The 18832-nt window shown below is 41.1% G+C and carries 19 protein-coding genes and 1 pseudogene; 12 read left to right on the top strand and 8 right to left on the bottom strand.

Annotated features, from left to right (window positions below; translation table 11 throughout):
• Positions 1-78: 78 nt before the first annotated feature.
• Genes BM386_RS12440 through BM386_RS23810 form a run of 7 tightly spaced genes read left to right on the top strand, consistent with a single transcriptional unit; the run spans position 79 to position 4462 of the window.
• Positions 79-426, top strand: a complete 348-nt coding sequence (locus tag BM386_RS12440) for a PadR family transcriptional regulator (protein WP_091694647.1) — start codon at positions 79-81, stop codon at positions 424-426.
• A 19-nt stretch (positions 427-445) separates the two neighbouring features.
• Positions 446-1126 carry a hypothetical protein gene (locus tag BM386_RS12445; RefSeq protein ID WP_091694650.1) on the top strand — a complete coding sequence of 227 codons (681 nt, stop codon included), beginning with the start codon at positions 446-448 and terminating at the stop codon, positions 1124-1126.
• Positions 1123-1803, top strand: coding sequence for a hypothetical protein (locus BM386_RS12450; protein WP_091694652.1), 681 nt, complete (start codon positions 1123-1125; stop codon positions 1801-1803). Before BM386_RS12445 ends, BM386_RS12450 begins: the two co-directional genes overlap by 4 nt.
• Positions 1800-2486, top strand: a complete 687-nt coding sequence (locus BM386_RS12455; protein WP_091694655.1) for a hypothetical protein — start codon at positions 1800-1802, stop codon at positions 2484-2486. Before BM386_RS12450 ends, BM386_RS12455 begins: the two co-directional genes overlap by 4 nt.
• The gene (locus tag BM386_RS12460; RefSeq protein WP_091694658.1) at positions 2483-3142 is read left to right on the top strand and encodes a hypothetical protein; all 660 of its coding nucleotides are present in this window, start codon (positions 2483-2485) and stop codon (positions 3140-3142) included. The genes BM386_RS12455 and BM386_RS12460 overlap by 4 nt, the downstream gene beginning before the upstream one ends.
• 1 nt (position 3143) lies before the next feature.
• Positions 3144-3767, top strand: coding sequence for a hypothetical protein (locus BM386_RS12465; RefSeq protein ID WP_091694660.1), 624 nt, complete (start codon positions 3144-3146; stop codon positions 3765-3767).
• Complete coding sequence (locus tag BM386_RS23810; RefSeq protein ID WP_211482908.1) at positions 3764-4462, top strand: hypothetical protein; 699 nt, start codon at positions 3764-3766, stop codon at positions 4460-4462. Before BM386_RS12465 ends, BM386_RS23810 begins: the two co-directional genes overlap by 4 nt.
• 123 nt (positions 4463-4585) lie before the next feature.
• Here BM386_RS23810 and BM386_RS12475 read toward each other — a convergent pair whose 3' ends face one another.
• Positions 4586-6736: a GH92 family glycosyl hydrolase gene (locus tag BM386_RS12475; protein WP_091694663.1), complete on the bottom strand. Its 2151-nt coding sequence runs from the start codon at positions 6734-6736 to the stop codon at positions 4586-4588.
• Positions 6737-6983: 247 nt separating this feature from the next.
• Here BM386_RS12475 and typA point away from each other — a divergent pair, with 247 nt between their 5' ends.
• A complete protein-coding gene (gene typA / locus BM386_RS12480) occupies positions 6984-8789 on the top strand; it encodes a translational GTPase TypA (protein ID WP_091694665.1) in 1806 nt (601 codons plus the stop codon).
• A gap of 151 nt (positions 8790-8940) precedes the next feature.
• Positions 8941-9837, top strand: coding sequence for a hypothetical protein (locus BM386_RS12485; RefSeq protein ID WP_091694668.1), 897 nt, complete (start codon positions 8941-8943; stop codon positions 9835-9837).
• A 29-nt stretch (positions 9838-9866) separates the two neighbouring features.
• Here BM386_RS12485 and BM386_RS12490 read toward each other — a convergent pair whose 3' ends face one another.
• Positions 9867-10853, bottom strand: coding sequence for an aldo/keto reductase (locus BM386_RS12490; protein WP_091694671.1), 987 nt, complete (start codon positions 10851-10853; stop codon positions 9867-9869).
• A gap of 167 nt (positions 10854-11020) precedes the next feature.
• Between BM386_RS12490 and BM386_RS12495 the strand changes: the two genes are divergently transcribed.
• On the top strand, positions 11021-11413 hold the full coding sequence (locus BM386_RS12495) for a Dabb family protein (protein ID WP_091694674.1): 393 nt from the start codon (positions 11021-11023) through the stop codon (positions 11411-11413).
• Positions 11414-11467: 54 nt separating this feature from the next.
• A complete protein-coding gene (locus BM386_RS12500) occupies positions 11468-12787 on the top strand; it encodes a S41 family peptidase (RefSeq protein WP_091694677.1) in 1320 nt (439 codons plus the stop codon).
• Positions 12788-12814: 27 nt separating this feature from the next.
• Here BM386_RS12500 and hisIE read toward each other — a convergent pair whose 3' ends face one another.
• The 5 genes from hisIE to BM386_RS12525 form a co-directional block, all read right to left on the bottom strand.
• Positions 12815-13420: a bifunctional phosphoribosyl-AMP cyclohydrolase/phosphoribosyl-ATP diphosphatase HisIE gene (gene hisIE, locus BM386_RS12505; protein ID WP_091694679.1), complete on the bottom strand. Its 606-nt coding sequence runs from the start codon at positions 13418-13420 to the stop codon at positions 12815-12817.
• A 181-nt stretch (positions 13421-13601) separates the two neighbouring features.
• On the bottom strand, positions 13602-14357 hold the full coding sequence (hisF, locus tag BM386_RS12510; protein ID WP_091694682.1) for an imidazole glycerol phosphate synthase subunit HisF: 756 nt from the start codon (positions 14355-14357) through the stop codon (positions 13602-13604).
• A 215-nt stretch (positions 14358-14572) separates the two neighbouring features.
• A complete protein-coding gene (hisA, locus tag BM386_RS12515; RefSeq protein ID WP_091694684.1) occupies positions 14573-15289 on the bottom strand; it encodes a 1-(5-phosphoribosyl)-5-[(5-phosphoribosylamino)methylideneamino]imidazole-4-carboxamide isomerase in 717 nt (238 codons plus the stop codon).
• A gap of 213 nt (positions 15290-15502) precedes the next feature.
• The gene (gene hisH / locus BM386_RS12520) at positions 15503-16099 is read right to left on the bottom strand and encodes an imidazole glycerol phosphate synthase subunit HisH (protein ID WP_091694687.1); all 597 of its coding nucleotides are present in this window, start codon (positions 16097-16099) and stop codon (positions 15503-15505) included.
• Between the two features lie 119 nt (positions 16100-16218).
• Complete coding sequence (locus BM386_RS12525) at positions 16219-17004, bottom strand: phenylalanine 4-monooxygenase (RefSeq protein WP_091694690.1); 786 nt, start codon at positions 17002-17004, stop codon at positions 16219-16221.
• Between the two features lie 457 nt (positions 17005-17461).
• Here BM386_RS12525 and BM386_RS24045 point away from each other — a divergent pair.
• Positions 17462-18189: pseudogene (locus BM386_RS24045) on the top strand (lysophospholipid acyltransferase family protein).
• On the opposite strand, the gene BM386_RS12535 reads toward BM386_RS24045, so the two are convergent.
• Positions 18176-18832: a hypothetical protein gene (locus BM386_RS12535; RefSeq protein ID WP_091694694.1), complete on the bottom strand. Its 657-nt coding sequence runs from the start codon at positions 18830-18832 to the stop codon at positions 18176-18178. The pseudogene BM386_RS24045 and the gene BM386_RS12535 overlap by 14 nt on opposite strands.

Here is an 18832-nt window from a genome sequence, read left to right on the forward strand (position 1 = left end):
AAAAATTTCTTATACCTCAGATTCTTATGTATATAATATTTTTATATATTTGAAGAAGCTAGGTAATACAGCAATCTCATGTCGAACAACAATCTGATCAAAGGCTCGCTCCAAACCATCATACTCAAACTTCTGGAGGAGAATGAAAAAATGTATGGTTATGAAATCACCCAAAGGGTTAAGGAACTCACTGCTGGAGAAATCAAAATCACCGAAGGAGCACTCTACCCCGCCCTGCACAAATTGGAGGCTGAAGGATTGCTTAGCACCGAGATCCAGCAGGTAGATAACCGTGTGCGGAAGTATTACAGCCTAACAAAGGACGGGCAAAAGCAAGTCACCAGTAAAATGTCTGAGTTGCAAGGGTTCGTAGAAAACCTGCAACGAATCCTGACTCCAGATCTAAAACCAGGTTTTAACATCTGATTTTTTAAACGTGACAACTATGAGAAAACTTACACAACAGGAACTAGATCAGGTCAAAAAGGCGATTGCAGCTAAAGATTTGACCTCAGCGGAAATTCTAGTGGAGATCTATGACCACTATGTAAGTCATTTAGAGAGTAAATCAATTGGTGAATTTGAATATGAGCTATTCGAGTTGGAGCAGAAATTCACTTCACGATTTTGCAAAGAAATGCAATTGGATTTTCAGGAAAACGCAGAGAAAGAAATATCAAGTCTGCAATGGTCTATTTGGAAGAGCTACTTCACTTGGCCGAAAGTACTTGCAACAGCATCTTTTTTTACCATATTCCTACTAATCTGGATGTATGGGGTGAATCTCTCTAGAACGCTGGCTTTATGCCTCCCACTTGTTTTTGGAACATGTTTGAATGGTTGGCTTTGGTACAAATCCTACAAGAGAGTGAGCAAAATTCGGAAATTACTTAAAAGTCATACTACACTAGAATCGTCCTATTTGCCGAATTCGGTCAATCAATTTGTGATACTGTTTGTTACTTCTAATCTGATTTTCCAAGTTTCGAGAGGATCGGAACTATTTAATTCTTCGCAAAGTCTTATTTTCTCAATATCAGTCTTGGCAATCTTCGCAGCAATTGTGAACTATATGTATTCCTTCTATGAAGCGTGTAAACTTAAATCTAAAACCGCGTTGATATGAGACAACTATCAGAACAGGAACTTGATCAGGTAAAAAGGGCGATTGCTGCCAAAGAATTGACTTCAGCGGAAATTCTAATGGAGGTGTATGACCATTATGTAAGTCACTTGGAGAGTTATGGAGATTCAGAATTCGAAGGAGAATTATTTGAATTGGAACAGAAGTTTACCCATCACTATTGTAAAGCGCTCCAGGAAAAACACTATAACTCCACGCACAGAGGAATGAGAGTTCTACAGTGGAAAATATTCAAATCTCAACTTTCATGGCCAAATTTTATAGTTACAGCAACACTTTTTAGCTTAATTTCTTATTTGTGGACAACAATCGACGGCCGAACTAGGACAGTTGTGATTTTAGTTCCGTTAGGAATTATTCTTTTGCTAGTCGTCTGGATTTTAATAAAATCTACTGTTAAAGTCAGAAGCATTAAAAAGACACTAGGCGTTTCGAATTATATTCAATCTGACTATTTAAAAATCATTCTAGGACAATGGACCTTAATTCTCAGCACACTTACTTTAGGTGTTTTAGCTCCAAAAAACTTAGGTTTTACTGATCCTTTTACAAATCCATACTATACATACATTACTTTTTTTCTTGCTATTCTCTATTTGGGTTACTTTTTAACTCTCTTACAAGCCTGGAAGATCAAATCTAAAACCGCGTTGATATGAGACAGCTATCAGAACAGGAACTAGATCAGGTAAAAAAGGCGATTGCTGCCAAAGAATTGACTTCAGCGGAAATTCTCTTGGAAATCTATGATCACTATGTAAGCCATTTAGAGAGTTTTGAGGAATCAGAGTTTGATCCCCAATTAGCTGAACTCGAAGGACAATGGACTTCGGCACACTGTAAGAAACTTCAATATGATCTGGAAAAATCCATCAGTAGTTCTCTTCGCTCAACCCAATGGCAAGTGGTCAAAACATATTTCACTTGGCCTAGATTTATCTTTACCTTAGCTATGGTGGCCTTCCTCAGTTTATTGGTCAATTTATTGGCATTTAAAACTCAGATTGTACTTCTTTTTGGATTACCACTTGCCTATTTAGCTGGATTCGCACTGTTAGTAAATCTTCAAAACCGTGAGAGAATGGGGCCAATTAAGAATTTTTTAGGCAAGCATGTGAAAAAGATCACTTCCATTTTCAATGCTAAACTGACCTTATCAATTGTCTTCCCTCTTCACTTTTACAACCTTTTCCTTAATTTACCCAGGCTATTTGGATGGACAGATATGATCCCTGAGTCTATTCTAAATCTTCTCAGTGTAGGCTTTTGCTTTCTGATGGTCTTGCATTCTTTGAGCATTTATGAAGCTTGGAAAATCAAATCTAAAACTTTACTGATATGAGGCAGCTATCAGAACAGGAATTTGCATTGATCCATGCCAGATTGAAAAGTCTAAATATCCGGTACATAGAAGTGTATGAGGAGATTTTTGATCATTACTGTACTACACTGGAAAATGTTCCGGCTCTAGATTCCCAAACAACAATAGCTAAGCTTAATGAGACTTTTGCTTGTTCAGTGGTGAAAAACATGGATAAAGAGCTGGAGAAAAGTGTTTCCAAACAGGTATGGATAGCCCAACTGGAATTTCTGAAGTTCTGGAAGCATGGGGTGAAAGGTATTTTGATTGGATTGGTTGGATTTTTTGCACTGGCAATTTCCATATTACTCATACCTGCTTCTGAATTAATACTGGTTTTCCTAGTGCTTATCTTTTGCACGACTGGCGGTATTTATTTCATGAAAAGAGATGCAATGAACTTCAGCTTTCAGCACAAGTCTGTTTCAGTCTCATCTATAGCTGTAATCAAGAGAGTTGGACTGCTAAACTCACTTATGTGCTGGATCTGGATTATGCCGATTGTTTTAAGTGGTGGCAACATTCTATCAAATAATTTTTTTGCTATAGGAATGGCAGTCGCTACAATCCTAAGCATTATTTATTCAATAAGTCTAATTGCTGTTGCTTCCCGCTTACCTAAATCAACGCTGCTCTGATATGAAACTATCCCCTTCCCAAATTTCCAAAATCAAATCCTCTCTCTCTGGAGGGAATATTTACTATGATGATATTCGCACCGAATTAGTAGATCATTTTGCTACTGAAATAGAAGAAAACCTTGAAGAGGGTCAATCCTTCGAACTACTTCTTGATGAAAAACTGAGCAATTTTAACCAGAAGAAATTCCAGAGAAATCTACTTCTGCAAACACATCTGGGAATGCTGAAGGCAATTTTTAAGAAGATGCTTTTCTTTTGGTTGGCATTTAAAGTAATCGTAATGACTTTTTTTATTGGGTTCATTGTCAATGTATTTTCTACCTATACTCCAGAATTTGCAGAGCAGGTTTTAAAGACCAGCTTTATTTTAACCTTCTTGGCTATAGCAATGCTAGCTTTGATCAGAACAAGGTTTCTTAAGAACTCTCAAATCGTAGCCGCTGGAAACACCCTGTTTATGATAGCAATGCTAAGTCAGTTTGTATTGCAGTTGGAATGGTTGCAATGGACGGGACTAACAAATCAAAAACTACTCTATGGCTTCACTTTTTGGTTTTGTCTTTTGCTAGTGGCGGGATTTAGAGTACTTTCCGGAACAGTCAAAAGAGCTCATCTGGCATGAAACTCTCCCCACCCCAAATCGACACCCTCAAAAAACTGATTTCCTACAAAGGTTATCCAGAGATCGACTTGCAATATGAAATCCTGGATCATGTAGCTTGTAAGGTAGAAGTGCTTTTGGAAGAAAAGCCAACTATGTCGCTTGACGATGCTTTTCGAAAAGTGCATAGCGAATTCGGGATCTTTGGGTTTTCTGATTTGGCTGAATCTTATACAAAAAGTATAGAAAAACGCTATCGAAGATTTTTTTGGGAGGAGTTTATAGCGTTTTTCAAGAGCTACCGAATCATCTATCCAGCAGCGATAGGATTTATCCTGTATTGGCTGAGTGTAAATACAAGACCGTTTGGGTATGAACTGACATTACCCGTCTGGGCTGTTCTTTTCTTTTTCGCAGGACTAATTTTTATTGCTGCAAGCTACTATAGGGTGAATAAAAGCCTTAAGAACTACGTGGCATATAAAAGCACCAACAATTTTATGCTAATCCTGAATTTCTTTTTGCAACTCAATGTAAACGGTTTAAGATTTTTTGAGAACCCAGGATACGTAATAGATTTTACTTTCAAAGGAGTTTTTATGGCATTAGGACTGTTGCTAATAGCCATTTCTTTCTTATCAATTTTCCTCTTACCCAGAGTTCTCGACAGATCCATAGCAGAAACCAAAAAGCTGCAGGCGATATACGAATCTTAGAGTCGATTCCGCCGTGGTTTGTGTCTCACAAACCACTGTTTAGTATAAAAGATTTCTTCCTGATCTTATTTGGTACTTTCTCCTTCTTTTAACCTTGTCGATTGACCATTGAAAAATACCCATTCAATCCGTCACCAGCTCAATCTTCCCCCCTTTTCTAAACAAGTCGTGACCTATATAGTATCCATCTAATGGCTTGCCGTTGACTTTGATTTCCTGCAGCTTTCTCCCCCTATTCGGATTGACGATTACCAGATCATTTCCATTCTCTACCTTCCAGGTCACCTCGTCAAAAAGCGGTACCGTCACCAAATAATCTGCATCAGCAGGAGACATGGGATACAAACCTACTGCCGCAGCCACAAACCAAGATGACATCTCGCCAGCATCATCCATCCCCGACAGCGCCAATCCTTCCGGACCTATCCCATAGAGCTCCGTCATGATTTTATCCAGAATTGCCTGAGATTTCTCTGGCTTTCCCACATAGTAATACGCAAAGGGCGCCTCATGATCAGGCTGATTTCCCTGACAATACTGACCGATAAATGTTGACACATTCCTGGCGATATGATTGGGATTCCAGGGTTTGGTGAAAAATTCATCCAGTTTTGCCTCAAATTGATCTGCTCCTCCATATAGCTGCACCAATCCTGGCATATCGTGGGGAGCATAAAAGGAAACCTGCCAGGCATTTGCCTCCCGGAACATATATTCGTAATAAGGATATTCTGTATCAAAAGGTGAGATCCAATCTCCGTTGGCCAGTCTTCCCCGCATAAAATTGATGGAAGGGTCAAAGACATTTTTATAATTCTGCGACCGCTTCATGAGATCCTCATAGTTCTTCTGATCCCCTAGGGTATCGGCTAAAATCGCCAATGAATAATCATCATAGGCATATTCCAAGGTTTTGGACACCCCTGCTCTTGCTTTCGTCTCTACATGGGGATTGGCCACTTCAGGATCAGAGATAAATCCCTTTTCCATGTATTCATCCAGAAAAGCCCTCGGCCCTTCGCTATTATAAGCATTGTTTAAAAGATAGGTGTATGCTTTCTGCACATTGAAATTACTGACTCCTCTCTTGTACGATCCGGCGATAAATGGCGCTCCGTGATCCCCATGGAAGAAAGTCGGCACAAAACCCGTTATCTCTGCTCTACTGATCAGGGAAGAAATCACATCTCCGGTCACTTCGGGTGATAAAATACTCAAGAGCACCAGCTTGTTTCTATACGTATCCCAAAGCGAGGGAATGGTATAATAGTTGAAATCCTGTTTCTGGACATTTCCAGACTCATCCGAGAATTGTCCATTCACATCACTTCGCAACGCTGGCCAAAGAAAGGTACGGTAGAGTGAGGTATAAAACATTTCCTTGTCCCGCCGGGATTCGCTTTTCACAGAGATCTTCGAAAGCAAAGCCTCCCATTCACTAACCGCAGCTTCTTGCACTTCCTCAAAGGTAGATGCTATGGACTCGGTCTCCAGATTCTCCCGTGCATTGGAGATACTTACATAGGAAACCCCGACTTTCATCGTCACCGTTCCTGCATTTTGATCAGAGATAGAAAGTATTGCATAGCCGTCCTTTTCTCCACTTGCTTCCAACTTCAAGTCCGAAACCTCATGGTTCAAAACGGCATAAAAATGGACTTTATCTCCTCCAACTCTTTGAAATCCCTCAACCGCTTTCGCTCCTGCGATCTTTATTTCCCAATCGGACACTTCATTATTCGCCTTTCCAAGACCGAAGAGAATCCTTCGCCCTTGAGGGTTGTCAAAGCTATACTCATGTATTCCAGTTCGAAGCGTGGAAGTCAACTTCACACCTACCTTGTAATCATCTAGGTAAACATCGTAATACCCTGGACTGGCATTTTCTTTTTCATGGGAAAAACCTGACTTGAAGGGAGCTTTGGCTTCGGAAGAAATAGGAAGCACAGGGAGATTGCAGAGGTTCCAGTGACCTTTATTTGTGTGGGCAAAGCCGAGAATCTCCCTATCTTCGTATTCATAGCCTGCTCCGGATCCCCATTTCGTAATCGGACTGAGCTGCACCATGGCATTGGGTAGGGCACTTCCGGGAAAAGTCAATCCAGCCCAAACTCTCCAGTCTCTAGGCGGGGTATAACCGATGACAGCTGGATCAGTAAGCGGAGCGGTACCTATAAAAGGATTGACCAGATCGCTTGGTTTCTCCTGAGAAAAAGCAAACTGAAACGACAAAGTAAAAATGCACAGGCAAATAAGGTTAGTAGTGATCTTCATAGGTAATGACAAGAGGCTTATTTTAAGTAATTACTGTTCAGAGAATTAGATTTTGGAGGCAATACTTCAGCAAGTGTACCAAATCTACAACGAGGATCAAACCCGAATTTTACATACGGAAATGACTTCAACTGGAAAAAAAGCGTAATTTCTTCCTTCTTCTTACCAGAAAAGAGTCAAACTTCACGAAGTCATAACCTTACTGCAAAATATTATTTGTACTTTTGCGCCTTCAATCAGGCAAACCATGCAGAATATTCGGAATATCGCGATTATCGCACACGTTGACCACGGCAAGACTACACTCGTGGACAAAATCATTCACGCTTCTCAGATTTTTAGAGAAAACCAGCAGTTTCAGGATCTAATCCTGGACAACAATGATCTGGAACGTGAAAGAGGAATTACCATTCTTTCAAAGAACGTATCCGTTCGCTACAAAGACGCTAAAATCAACATTATTGACACCCCTGGTCACGCCGATTTCGGTGGTGAAGTAGAGCGTGTTTTGAAAATGGCTGATGGTGTGATCCTTTTGGTGGATGCTTTCGAAGGCCCTATGCCTCAGACCCGATTCGTATTGGGTAAGGCTCTTGACCTTGGACTGACTCCTATCGTAGTAGTAAACAAAGTAGATAAAGAAAACTGTCGTCCAGACGAAGTACACGAGTCAGTTTTTGAATTGATGTTCAATTTGGACGCTACCGAAGAGCAATTGGAGTTCCAGACGCTTTACGGTTCAGCAAAGCAAAACTGGATGGGTCCTGATTGGAAAAACCCTACAGATACTATTTTCCCTTTGTTGGACGCTATTCTGGAACACATCCCAGCTCCAAAAATCGACGAAGGAACCCTTCAGATGCAAATCACCTCTTTGGATTACTCCAGCTTCGTAGGAAGAATTGCTATTGGCCGTGTGAAAAGAGGCACGATCAAGGAAGGTCAGCAGATCGCTTTGATGAAAGCTGATGGTTCTGTCAAAAAAATGAAAGTAAAAGAGCTTCATACTTTTGAAGGCCTAGGTAAGCTAAGAGTAGAAGAAGTAGGTGCTGGTGATATCTGTGCTGTTACAGGCATAGAAGATTTCGAAATTGGAGACACCATCTCTGATGTGGACAATCAAGAAGCACTTCCTAGAATCTCTATTGATGAGCCTACTATGAATATGCTCTTCACCATCAACAACTCTCCATTCTTCGGTAAAGAAGGAAAATTTGTGACTTCCCGTCACTTGAGAGATCGTTTGATGAAAGAAACTGAGAAAAATTTGGCACTACGAGTAGAGTCAACTGATTCGGAAGACAAATTCTTGGTTTACGGCCGTGGTATCCTTCACTTGTCAGTGTTGATCGAAACGATGAGAAGAGAAGGTTACGAACTTCAGGTCGGTCAGCCTCAGGTAATTTTCAAAGAAATCGACGGTGTGAAATGTGAGCCTATCGAGACTTTGGTGGTAGATGTGCCTCAGGAAACTTCCGGTAAAGTGATCGAACTGGCGACTCAGCGTAAAGGTGAATTGCTTATCATGGAGCCAAAAGGAGACATTCAGCACTTGGAATTCAAGATCCCTTCAAGAGGTTTGATAGGTTTGAGAAACAACATGCTTACCGCCACCCAAGGTGAAGCCATCATGAACCACAGGTTCACATCCTACGAGCCTTTCAAAGGAAATATGCCAGGCCGTACCAACGGTTCCTTGATCTCTATGGAAGGCGGTCAGTGTACTGCTTACGCGATTGATAAACTTCAGGACAGAGGTACTTTCTTCGTAGATCCAGGAGATGAGCTTTACACAGGTCAGGTGATCGGAGAAAACAGCCGTGATAATGATATCGTGGTGAACGTGCAGAAAGGCAAAAAATTGACCAACATGCGTGCTTCAGGCTCTGATGACAACGTAAGAATTGTGCCTGCTAAGAAGTTCTCTTTGGAAGAATCAATGGAATACATCCAAAAGGATGAGTACCTAGAGATCACTCCTAAGTCTATCCGAATGAGAAAAATCTATTTGGACGAAGGCGAAAGAACTAGAATGGCGAAGAAAGACGCTTAATAGATTTGAGAACCAAGATTCTAGAGTTAAATAACCAAATCCCCCAAGCCAAAGTTTGGGGGATTTTTGTTGTAATACCCTTCTTTACCCAGCAAACTTTATTTACTAACTCCACGTAATAAAAACTATCTTCTCATTAATACCCAGCCTAATGAAAAACACTTTAGTAATTACATCACTTCTTATTTCCCTCGCTACTTCTGCATTTGCTCAAACAAAAAATGATGTACTGTACCTTGACGAAGGTACTAAAGAAGTTCAGGTCAAAGAAGTAGGGAGTAACCTGATTAAATACACCTACCCTGAAGAAAACACAATCTATTCGGTCAGTAAATTTCAGGTCAAAAAGATTTTATTTGCAAGCGGACGGGAGGAGATATTTGAAAGCCCCTTTAATCAAGTAAAGGGATTGGAAGATGCCGATAAGGTTTACATAACCTATGTACCTCAGGAGACAGAGGGGCTAGAGTCAAAAGGAGAATTATTCAGTAAAGCAACCGGAGTCACTGTTTTTTCTTCCATGCATAATGTGAAAAATCGATCATTAGACAAAATGAAAGCTGAAGCAGCTATGCTTGGAGCAAACGTACTATTGATTTCAGATGCCCAATCCCGGGGAAATTACTATGGCAACGAATATACACCAAGCCAATCCACCCAAACTGTACTTTTTGGTCAAGCATTCACTTCTAATCCAATCAACATACCCCAAGTCAGAGAAATGTTAGAAGGAGTGAATTATGTATTATACCAAACCTTTACCCTAAACAGAAATGACTTCAGTCCCAAAATGAAAATGTCATTGGAATATAATGAAAACAGATTGCCAAAATTCAGTAAGATTGAACAAATAAGGGAGCGTGATGGAAAACTATTTGTAACCACATCGGGTATCCGGTCTAAAAACAATGAATTGGAAGTAATAAATCTCCAAAACGGAACCATAACACTCATGGAAACACATAAAAACACTGTTTACAATTATATTCTTAAGACTGAAAAAAGTGATTTTATGAAAAGCTATGAATCAATTTTGAGCAAAAATTAACTCAGGTCCCTAGTTACCTCCCTTCGACTCTACCAAAGATGATGCACTTCTTCCCGGATGTGTTGGTCGTAAACCTTCGTTACGGCATCCATTTGGGCTTTGGTAAGAGGTGGTAGCTGTCCCGCATTTACATTTGCTTCTAGCTGGGAAGTTTTGGAAGCCCCGGGAATCACCACACTGACCTGATTATACATCAATATCCAGCGGAGTGCAATCGCGGCCAGAGCCCCATCCCCGCTAAAAATCTCTTTCAATTCCTCAATCGCCGGAAAAGCTTTTTCCAAGGGCACTCCAGAAAAAGTCTCTCCTTTGTCAAAGGCCTTTCCTTCCCGATTGAAATGCCGATGATCATCCTTAGAAAAAGTGGTTTCAGGTGTGATTTTTCCAGAAAGTAAGCCACTCGCCAAAGGTACTCGAACGATTAAGCCAATATTCTTTGCCGCAGCAAGCTGAAATAATTCTTCTGCCGGTTTTTGCCGGAACATATTAAAAATCACCTGTACTGTAGAGACCACATCATATTCCATGGCCATCTTGGCCTCTTCCACTTTCTCCACACTCACTCCCATGGCAGCTATTTTCCCTTCGGCTCTCAACTTCTCAAACAACCCAAACACCTCATCCCGATTATACACTGATGTAGGCGGGCAATGAAGCTGAATTAAATCCAAACGCTTCAATCCAGTATTCCGCAAGCTATCCTCCACATGCCTGCGCAGCTTCTCAGTAGAATAGGTTTCACTGATATGCGGCTGAATCCTTCTTCCGCATTTGGTGGCTACATATATTCGTTCTGACCGTTCTCTTACTGCCTGACCTACTGCCGATTCGCTAAGGCCCGCATCATACACATCGGCCGTATCAACGAAATTGATTCCCTTATCAAATGCAGCATGGAGAATCTCTTCGGCTATTTTAGGATCGAAAGGGCTTCCCCATCCACCTCCAACTTGCCAGGTTCCCAATCCTATTTCAGAAATTTTCCAACCGGTTTTGCCTAAAGTTCTATAATTCATGCTGCTGTCAATTAATAGTAAAAAGAGGTTTATTCTGAATTTCGCAGGGTTAACGCTTAGCTATTATCTAAAAGTAATTTAAATATTTATCTTTAGAATCACGGTTCATATGGATATTTGTCCGTTAGAAAAAACCTAGAACATCTCAAACCTAAAACTATCATAATGTGAAAACAAGACGACAATTCATGAAAACCGTCGGCGTAGCAAGTGCTGCTGCTGTCTTACCTATAACCTCAATCGCTAAAGAAATGGCAAAACAAAAAATGATTCACCAAGTTTACTTTTGGCTTCATGACGAAGCAAATACGCAAGAATTCCTTACTGAAGCAGTGCCAATGCTTGGCCGCTGCAAAACAGTCGGCAAATTCATCGCCGGCACTCCTGCTGCAACAGAAAAGCGCGACGTGGTAGATCATAGTTATCAAGTCGCTTGTACAGCTTTCTTTGACAGCTTAGAGGATCAGTTGGTATATCAGACTGACCCTACCCACTTGGAGTTTATAGAAAAGTATTCGCATATGTGGAAAAAGGTGCAAGTGTACGATATCGCCATCTAATCCTAATCTAAAAGCAGCTCTCACTCGTATCTAGGAGCACTTAAATCTAACACTATGACTAACTCAAAGTGGATGCTAGGGATCGCGGTTTTGTTTCTTTGGTCATGCAATCCAAAAGATGAGATCATTCCAGATCCCCAATCAGAGCAGGTGAGAGCTGCTATTTTAGAATCCATGGAGGAATGGTATTTCTGGAACGAAGAACTTCCTACTACAGTCAATACAGCAAACTACTCTTCCAATGAAGAATTGCTCAATGCTATTACTTTTAAGCCGCTCGACCGTTTCTCCTATTTGACTACTCAAGAGGCATTCAACAATGCCTTTGTTGGCAGGAATGCAGGTCACGGTTTTGGTTTTGCCTTTGATGCCGCCGAGAGATTATACCTGACGTTTGTGTATGAAGAATCCCCATCCGGTATTGACGGTTGGCAACGGGGATGGGAAATAATTGAAATCAATGGAAAAACCATCTCCTCCTACCGAAACGCTTCTGGAGGGTACGATTTTCAGCTAGGCCCTGCAGATCCTGGAATTACAAATTCATTCACGTTCAAGTTGCCTGATGGCACTACTACGACGAGATCGAATGTGAAAGCAGAATACCAATCCAACTCAGTGTTGCATCAGGAAATCATTGACCTTAACGGTAAAAAAGTTGGGTATTGGGTTTATCAAAGTTTCAAAGCCACAGCTGGACAATCTCCTACAAAAAGCCTGGAAGTAGATGAGTCCATGGCCTTTTTTACAGAAGCAGGAATAGACGAGTTGATCATCGACCTGAGATACAATGGCGGGGGTTCGGTAGCTGTAGCGGAGCAAATCAACAACTACTTGATCCAAGCTTCCAATTCCAGTAAATTGATGTACACCAATAAGCTCAATTCGCTGAAAACCGACCTTGAGAAATCTGTCAACTTCAAAAAAGCTGGAAGTTTGAATCTGGAAAAATTAGTTTTTATCACCTCCAGAGGATCAGCTTCAGCCTCCGAACTAGTGATAAACTCCTTGAATCCCTATCTTGACATCACCTTAGTCGGAGACAATACCTTTGGGAAACCAGTGGGTTCTTTCCCACTTTCCAATTATAACAAAACACTAAAAGACAACAATGTAGAGCTAGTTCCTATCACATTTGCTACAGCCAATGCAGATGGAAATGCTGACTATTTCGATGGGTTTCCGGTTGACTTCGCTGTCGGTGATTCTCCTCAATTCAACTGGGGAGATCAAGACGACCTGCGCTTAGCTGCAGCCTTACTTTTCTTGGAAAACGGCTCGGTCAGCGGAAGGCTTACAACTACTTTCTACAGACCTAAGTGGGAAATGATCGATGCTTTTAAAGGACTAAACCAGGAGTTTCCTGCTTACTAAGTAAAGAACCGAGCATTCATCCTTCTTTTATTTCTTATTGTGCCTAGCAATCAGCACCTCCATCACCTCATCCAGCTCATAGCCTTTGGCCTCAAGCAAAACTAAGTAGTGGTAAAGTAAATCCGCTGCTTCTCCCATGAATAATTCTTTATTATCATCTTTGGCTTCGATCACGATTTCTACAGCTTCCTCTCCTACCTTTTGAGCAACTTTATTGATGCCCTTTGCAAAAAGAGAAGCCGTGTATGAAGTATCAGAAGGGTTGTTTTTTCTATCCTTGATGATTGCTCTCAGCTGATCGATAAAGCCGGTCTTGGACGTATTTTCCTCTTCAAAACAAGTATCCGCTCCTGTGTGACAAACCGGTCCACGAGGATTAGCTTTCACTAGAATCGAATCTCCATCACAGTCTCCTGCGAGGGAAACCAACTCCATGTAATTGCCGGAAGTTTCCCCTTTGGTCCAAAGGCGGTTTTTACTTCGGCTAAAAAAAGTCACCATTTTGGTTTCATTTGTTTTCGCCAAAGCTTCCTCATTCATGTAGCCCTGCATCAGTACCTTGCCTGAAAGTGCATCCTGTACGATTGCAGGAACCAAGCCATCCATTTTCTTAAAATCTATATTCATATCCATTCTAACCTTTTGGGCTTTCCAAAACCCCGAAGGTTTTGTTTTTATTTTCTTGTATTTGCTAGACCTCGATCCCGATAGCTATACTGGTCACTCGGTCTGACACTATCTCCATTTTTTGCCTCATGCCTTTAGGGACTCGGTAATAGAGTCTAGCGTCTTGATACTTATGTCTTGTGTCTCTTTAACTTCTAATACTCACTCCTTCATCCACTAAATATCTCTTTAACTCAGGAATCCCAATTTCTTTAAAGTGAAAAATACTCGCTGCCAAAGCAGCATCTGCTTTCCCAAAGGTAAACACATCCTTGAAATGTGCCATCGTTCCCGCACCGCCTGAAGCAATTACTGGAATGGACAGCGCGGAAGATATCTCTGCAAGCAACTCATTGGAAAAGCCAGCCTTTGTACCATCGTGATCCATAGAGGTCAATAAAATCTCTCCGGCACCTCGATCACAAACTTCTTGCGCCCAAGCTTGGGTTTTAAGCAAAGTTGCTTTTCTGCCGCCATGCGTATGTACAAAGTCTATCCCATCCACATTTCTAGTGTCTATCGCCACTACTATGCATTGGGAACCAAATTCTGCTGCCATGTCGTTGATGATCTGCGGATTTTTCACCGCTGAGGAATTAATGGAAATCTTGTCCGCGCCTGCGTTCAGGAGCACTTTTACGTCTTCTATGGTAGAAATTCCTCCTCCCACGGTAAAGGGAATGTTAATGGCTTTGGCAACTTTCGTCACCAATTCAGCCAAGGTTTTACGCTTGTCCACTGTGGCTGTAATATCCAAAAACACAAGTTCATCGGCTCCCTCATCAGAGTAAATTTTCGCCAACTCTACTGGATCACCCGCATCACGAAGCTCCACAAAGTTCACTCCTTTGACTGTTCTGCCTTCTTTGATGTCCAGACAGGGGATTATTCGTTTAGTAAGCATTATATGAATTCAACTTTAGACACTTCATTATTCATTATTCAACATTCATCATTCTAAATTAAGATTTACGAAGTACGATTTACGAGATTTCTGATAGTGTTTAGCGTCATTTTATAACCTTAATCTTTGAACAGTATAAAAGTATAAAGATTGTCGATTGAGGTTCAATTCAATCTCGTAAATCCAAAATCGTAATTCGTAAATGCACTAGTAAATCAAACGAACGCGGCCAATTCCTCCAACGTCACCCTTCCCTCATAATACGCCTTCCCGACTATCGTCCCATACACTCCGATTTTCTCCAAATCTTCCAAATCTGTCACAGAGGATACGCCTCCACTTGCGATGAGCTTAATGCCCGGGATTTCTTCCAAGATTTCTTTATATAAATCTATTGAAGGCCCTTGAAGCAAACCGTCTTTTGCTACGTCTGTGCAAATCACATAGCTAATTCCCAGAGCCACATAATCCTTGATGAAAGGAATCAAATCCACAGCAGTAGTCTCTTCCCAGCCTCCAACAGCAATTTTTTTGTTCTTGGCATCAGCTCCTAGGATAATCTTTTCAGGGCCATAATTCTTAATCCACGATTTAAATAAATCCGCATTTTTCACGGCAATACTACCTCCAGTCACTTGCTTTGCTCCCAATTCAAATGCCTTTTCTATTTCTTCATCAGCTTGGATTCCTCCACCAAAGTCAACCTGCAAACTCGTTCCTGAGCTGATCCGATGAAGCACATCTGCATTAACGATTTTCTTGGCTTTGGCCCCATCAAGATCGACCAGATGCAGTCGCTGGATTCCAGCACCTTCAAATCGCTTGGCCATTTCTAAGGGGTCATCATGGTATTCCTTTTTACTGCTGTAATCGCCCTGACTTAGACGGACACATTTTCCTCCGATGAGGTCGATTGCTGGGATTATTTGCATTTTTAGAATTGGAAGATTGTAAAATTTTAAAATTGGAAAATTAAGGGTAGTTAGTGAGAAATTACGATTTACAATATGGGATTTACGAGACTTATTTTAGTGTTCACCATTCTCCCTTTTTCTAGCCTTTACAGATGTTGAGAATTAAAAAGGGGAGTTTGAAGTTCAAATCAATCTCGTAAATCGTACTTCTTAAATCGCAATTAATTGGTTTTAAATACTGAGGAAATTGCTTAACAACTTCTCCCCTACCAAGCCACTTTTCTCTGGGTGGGCCTGTATGGCATAGTAGTTATCCCGATGGAGAATTCCTGAGAAATCATGGATGTAATGTGTCTGGGCGATGGTAAACTCACTCAGCTCCGCATAAAAGCTATGCACATAATATACAAAGGGATTGGCTGGTAAATCTTTCAAAAGTGGGTTATCAGCTAGATTCTCCAGTTCATTCCAGCCTACATGCGGTACTTTGAATTCCTGAGAATTTTCGGGCACAAAGCGTTTTACTTTCACCGGAAAAATCCCCAAACACTCCGTGTCGTTTTCCTCAGAATGCTCACAAAGCAACTGCAAACCCAGACAAACTCCCAAGAAAGGTTGCTTCAAGTCTTTGATCAGCCCATCAAGCTTTCGCTCTTTTAGGTACCTCATCGCGGTACTGGCTTCACCTTGTCCGGGGAAAATCACTTTATCTGCCGTCCTGATCAGTTCCGGGTCATCTGTGAGTGTGGCATCTGCACCTAGCCTTTCCAAAGCATAGAGCACCGACTGCACATTGCCTGAGTTATATTTTATTACTGCTATTTTCATTTTGTTGTCCGATGTCTGATGCCCGATGCCCGATGAGCTCCTCACCGATCATCGGGCACCCGACTTATTACTTTTCACTTTTCACCTCTTACTACTTACATCCCTTCACCACTCACAACTTACTTCTCACCCTCCACCAACATCTCCCCCAGCACTGCCTCAATCTCCGGAAGTGACTCGTAAAGTTGCTCATAACTCTCAATCACAAAGTATTTATCTTGAAAGCGATCTTTCCAGTATTCCTGATTCAAAATCCTTCTCACATCATATTCCAGATGGGCCGGTTCATTTGAAAGGCTGAATTTAGTCTCTCCAGCCGAACTTAGGATCCCCGCACCGTATATTTTTAACTCACCATCTTCACGGATCAACCCAAACTCTATCGTAAACCAATAAATCCTGCTTAGCAATTGTATCGCCCAAGGATTATCAATATGCTTTAATGCTATTCCAGACAGTTTTTCTAAGAAGTCCACATAAGGCTGATTTGTCAGCAAGGGCATGTGGGCAAAAGCATCGTGAAACATGTCTGGTTCCTCCAAATAATCCAATTGCTCCATCTTGCGAAGCCAAGTTGAAGAAGGAAATCGTCGGTTGTTCAATAGACCAAAAAACAAATCATCATCGATCAGTCCGGGGACAACCTGAACCTCCCAGCCGGTAGTTTTGGCTAAAATCTGGTTCAGTTCTTCGAAATTAGCGATTCGGTCAGCAGAAAACTTCACCATCTCTACTCCTTCCAGATATGCTTTCGAAGCAGCCTTAGGTAGATTCGGCATCTGCCGCTCGAAGAGAATCTTCCATACATTGAAGTCTTCCTCTGTATAAGAATCGTACTCCTGCCTCAGCTTTTGCAATCGTTGGTCACTGAAGACCCATTCTTTCTGTTTTGTGTTTGTGTTCATGGTATTTGGGTATATACTGTTTTGTTTAAATATCCTGCTTTTCCCGTCACTGCGAGCCGAGGAACGAGGCGTGGCAGTCTGTTGTTAAAAACGAGATTGATTCGCTCCTTCGTCACTCTCATGACGCTGGAAACCAAAAAAGGCCCATTCCACTAGGAATAGGCCTCTATTTATTTTTACCAAAAATCCATAGTCATCCTATTCCTTCATTGAAGATGGTAGTAAGAATGATGTACGAAAGTTCTTGGTGTCGGATTCACTTGAAATTATTTGTTTTGAAATGCTTCTTTGGATTTCACCCTGCTAAGATAGGCAATGTATCATCAAAAGCAATTTCCTGAAAAATCTATCTTTATTTTGCAGAGAATCAAAAAAAGTAGAGCCCCCGAACGCTCGGAGGCTCCTGCAAGCAAAGAGTGAAGATTATATTTATACCCAAAATTACCAATTCTGACGAATGATAAAAGTCATCCAAGTAATATTTACCATTTACTCCATCGTACTTTTTTTCACCTTGCTTCTGATCTTAGGGCTTTTTATCGTCATCCCTTTGAGCATTAGTCCAGCTGGAGGCAAGTTTTCTTTTTTCTTTATTCGAGTTTGGGCAAGGGTATGGTCTTTCGGATCAGGTATCAGGTATGAATTCCATGGTCGTGACCTGATCGATCGTACGAAATCTTACATCTACATTTTTAACCATCGCTCGTTTCTTGATGCTGCTATAATCCCCCTGGCGATTCCTCAGCAAGTAAGAGCTTTAGGAAAAAAGAATTATCCAAAATCCCTTTCTTCGGATGGGTGGTGGGGAAAGTAGCCATATGGGTGGACAGAACAGATGCCGAATCAAGAAGAAAAAGTATTGATCGGTTGGTAACTTTTCTCAATCAAGGAATCTCAGCAGTCGTTGCTCCCGAGGGAACTCGAAATGCTAGTGAATCACCTCTGCTCCCATTCAAATCTGGGGCATTTCGAATTTCAATAGAAACGAAAATCCCAATCCTTCCAATAGCCGTGATCGGGGCAAATAAGATCATGAAAAAAGGGTCGCTTTTGATTCGACCGGGAAAGGTAAAGATCTACTTTTCAAAACCGATTCAACCTAGCCTCCCATCTGAATTAGCTGTGAGCGACCTTTCAAAAAAATGTAGCTCTAGATTAGAAGCAATGCTACTTACACATGAATAATGTTACCCTTCGACTCTTCATCAATTGCATCAATCGTAAGCTCCTCAAACAAAATATAAATCGCCAAATAACTTATAGGAATCGTCACAACTATCCCCACAATAAAAAACAGCAACCCTAAAATATTGACTCCCAATAGCGCCAGCAAAAACAAAAAGAATTTCAGCCAGTTGCTGTGCACTAGTTTGCGGCTTAGCTCCATGGAAGTCCAGAAATCAAAGCCTCCAAAAATCACAAATAATAGACTAAACATATAGCCTACCAAAAGGTAAACTCCCGGGACAATAAGTAGTATAATTCCAAAAACAATTAGGATGGAACTGATCAGATTAGTCACTACTAAGTCCCACCAATACTTAAAACCATCAAAGAAATTCTGGAAGTCGATGTTTTCTTTCTGGCTTTGCCTATTGGCTACCAAATAAAAGCCACAAACTAATGCGGGAGCTAAAAAGATGGTGTAGAGGAAGGTGAAATCCTCCAAATAAGCAGAGAAACCATATTGAATCAGTGCCACTATCACTATAAAACCCACATGGAACAAAGCCCGGGATTTAAACATCTCCCAGGCCTTTTCAAGTATATCTTTGATTTCAAAATCTACTCCCGAATCTATGATCCGTTGAATTTTACTTTGGTTCAT

The sequence above is a fragment of the Algoriphagus locisalis genome (genome assembly GCF_900116615.1).
Lineage (GTDB): Bacteria > Bacteroidota > Bacteroidia > Cytophagales > Cyclobacteriaceae > Algoriphagus > Algoriphagus locisalis.

Bases quoted from the DNA above. Each gene is read 5' to 3' on its own strand.
- BM386_RS12455 (WP_091694655.1), top strand. From the start codon at position 1,800: ATGAGACAGCTATCAGAACAGGAACTAGATCAGGTAAAAAAGGCGATT.
- BM386_RS12525 (WP_091694690.1), bottom strand. From the start codon at position 17,004: ATGAACACAAACACAAAACAGAAAGAATGGGTCTTCAGTGACCAACGA.
- BM386_RS12460 (WP_091694658.1), top strand. From the start codon at position 2,483: ATGAGGCAGCTATCAGAACAGGAATTTGCATTGATCCATGCCAGATTG.
- BM386_RS12465 (WP_091694660.1), top strand. From the start codon at position 3,144: ATGAAACTATCCCCTTCCCAAATTTCCAAAATCAAATCCTCTCTCTCT.
- BM386_RS12445 (WP_091694650.1), top strand. From the start codon at position 446: ATGAGAAAACTTACACAACAGGAACTAGATCAGGTCAAAAAGGCGATT.
- hisH (WP_091694687.1), bottom strand. From the start codon at position 16,099: ATGAAAATAGCAGTAATAAAATATAACTCAGGCAATGTGCAGTCGGTG.
- BM386_RS12440 (WP_091694647.1), top strand. From the start codon at position 79: ATGTCGAACAACAATCTGATCAAAGGCTCGCTCCAAACCATCATACTC.
- typA (WP_091694665.1), top strand. From the start codon at position 6,984: ATGCAGAATATTCGGAATATCGCGATTATCGCACACGTTGACCACGGC.
- BM386_RS23810 (WP_211482908.1), top strand. From the start codon at position 3,764: ATGAAACTCTCCCCACCCCAAATCGACACCCTCAAAAAACTGATTTCC.
- BM386_RS12535 (WP_091694694.1), bottom strand. From the start codon at position 18,832: ATGAACCAAAGTAAAATTCAACGGATCATAGATTCGGGAGTAGATTTT.
- BM386_RS12500 (WP_091694677.1), top strand. From the start codon at position 11,468: ATGACTAACTCAAAGTGGATGCTAGGGATCGCGGTTTTGTTTCTTTGG.
- hisF (WP_091694682.1), bottom strand. From the start codon at position 14,357: ATGCTTACTAAACGAATAATCCCCTGTCTGGACATCAAAGAAGGCAGA.
- BM386_RS12485 (WP_091694668.1), top strand. From the start codon at position 8,941: ATGAAAAACACTTTAGTAATTACATCACTTCTTATTTCCCTCGCTACT.
- BM386_RS12475 (WP_091694663.1), bottom strand. From the start codon at position 6,736: ATGAAGATCACTACTAACCTTATTTGCCTGTGCATTTTTACTTTGTCG.
- hisIE (WP_091694679.1), bottom strand. From the start codon at position 13,420: ATGGATATGAATATAGATTTTAAGAAAATGGATGGCTTGGTTCCTGCA.
- BM386_RS12450 (WP_091694652.1), top strand. From the start codon at position 1,123: ATGAGACAACTATCAGAACAGGAACTTGATCAGGTAAAAAGGGCGATT.
- hisA (WP_091694684.1), bottom strand. From the start codon at position 15,289: ATGCAAATAATCCCAGCAATCGACCTCATCGGAGGAAAATGTGTCCGT.
- BM386_RS12490 (WP_091694671.1), bottom strand. From the start codon at position 10,853: ATGAATTATAGAACTTTAGGCAAAACCGGTTGGAAAATTTCTGAAATA.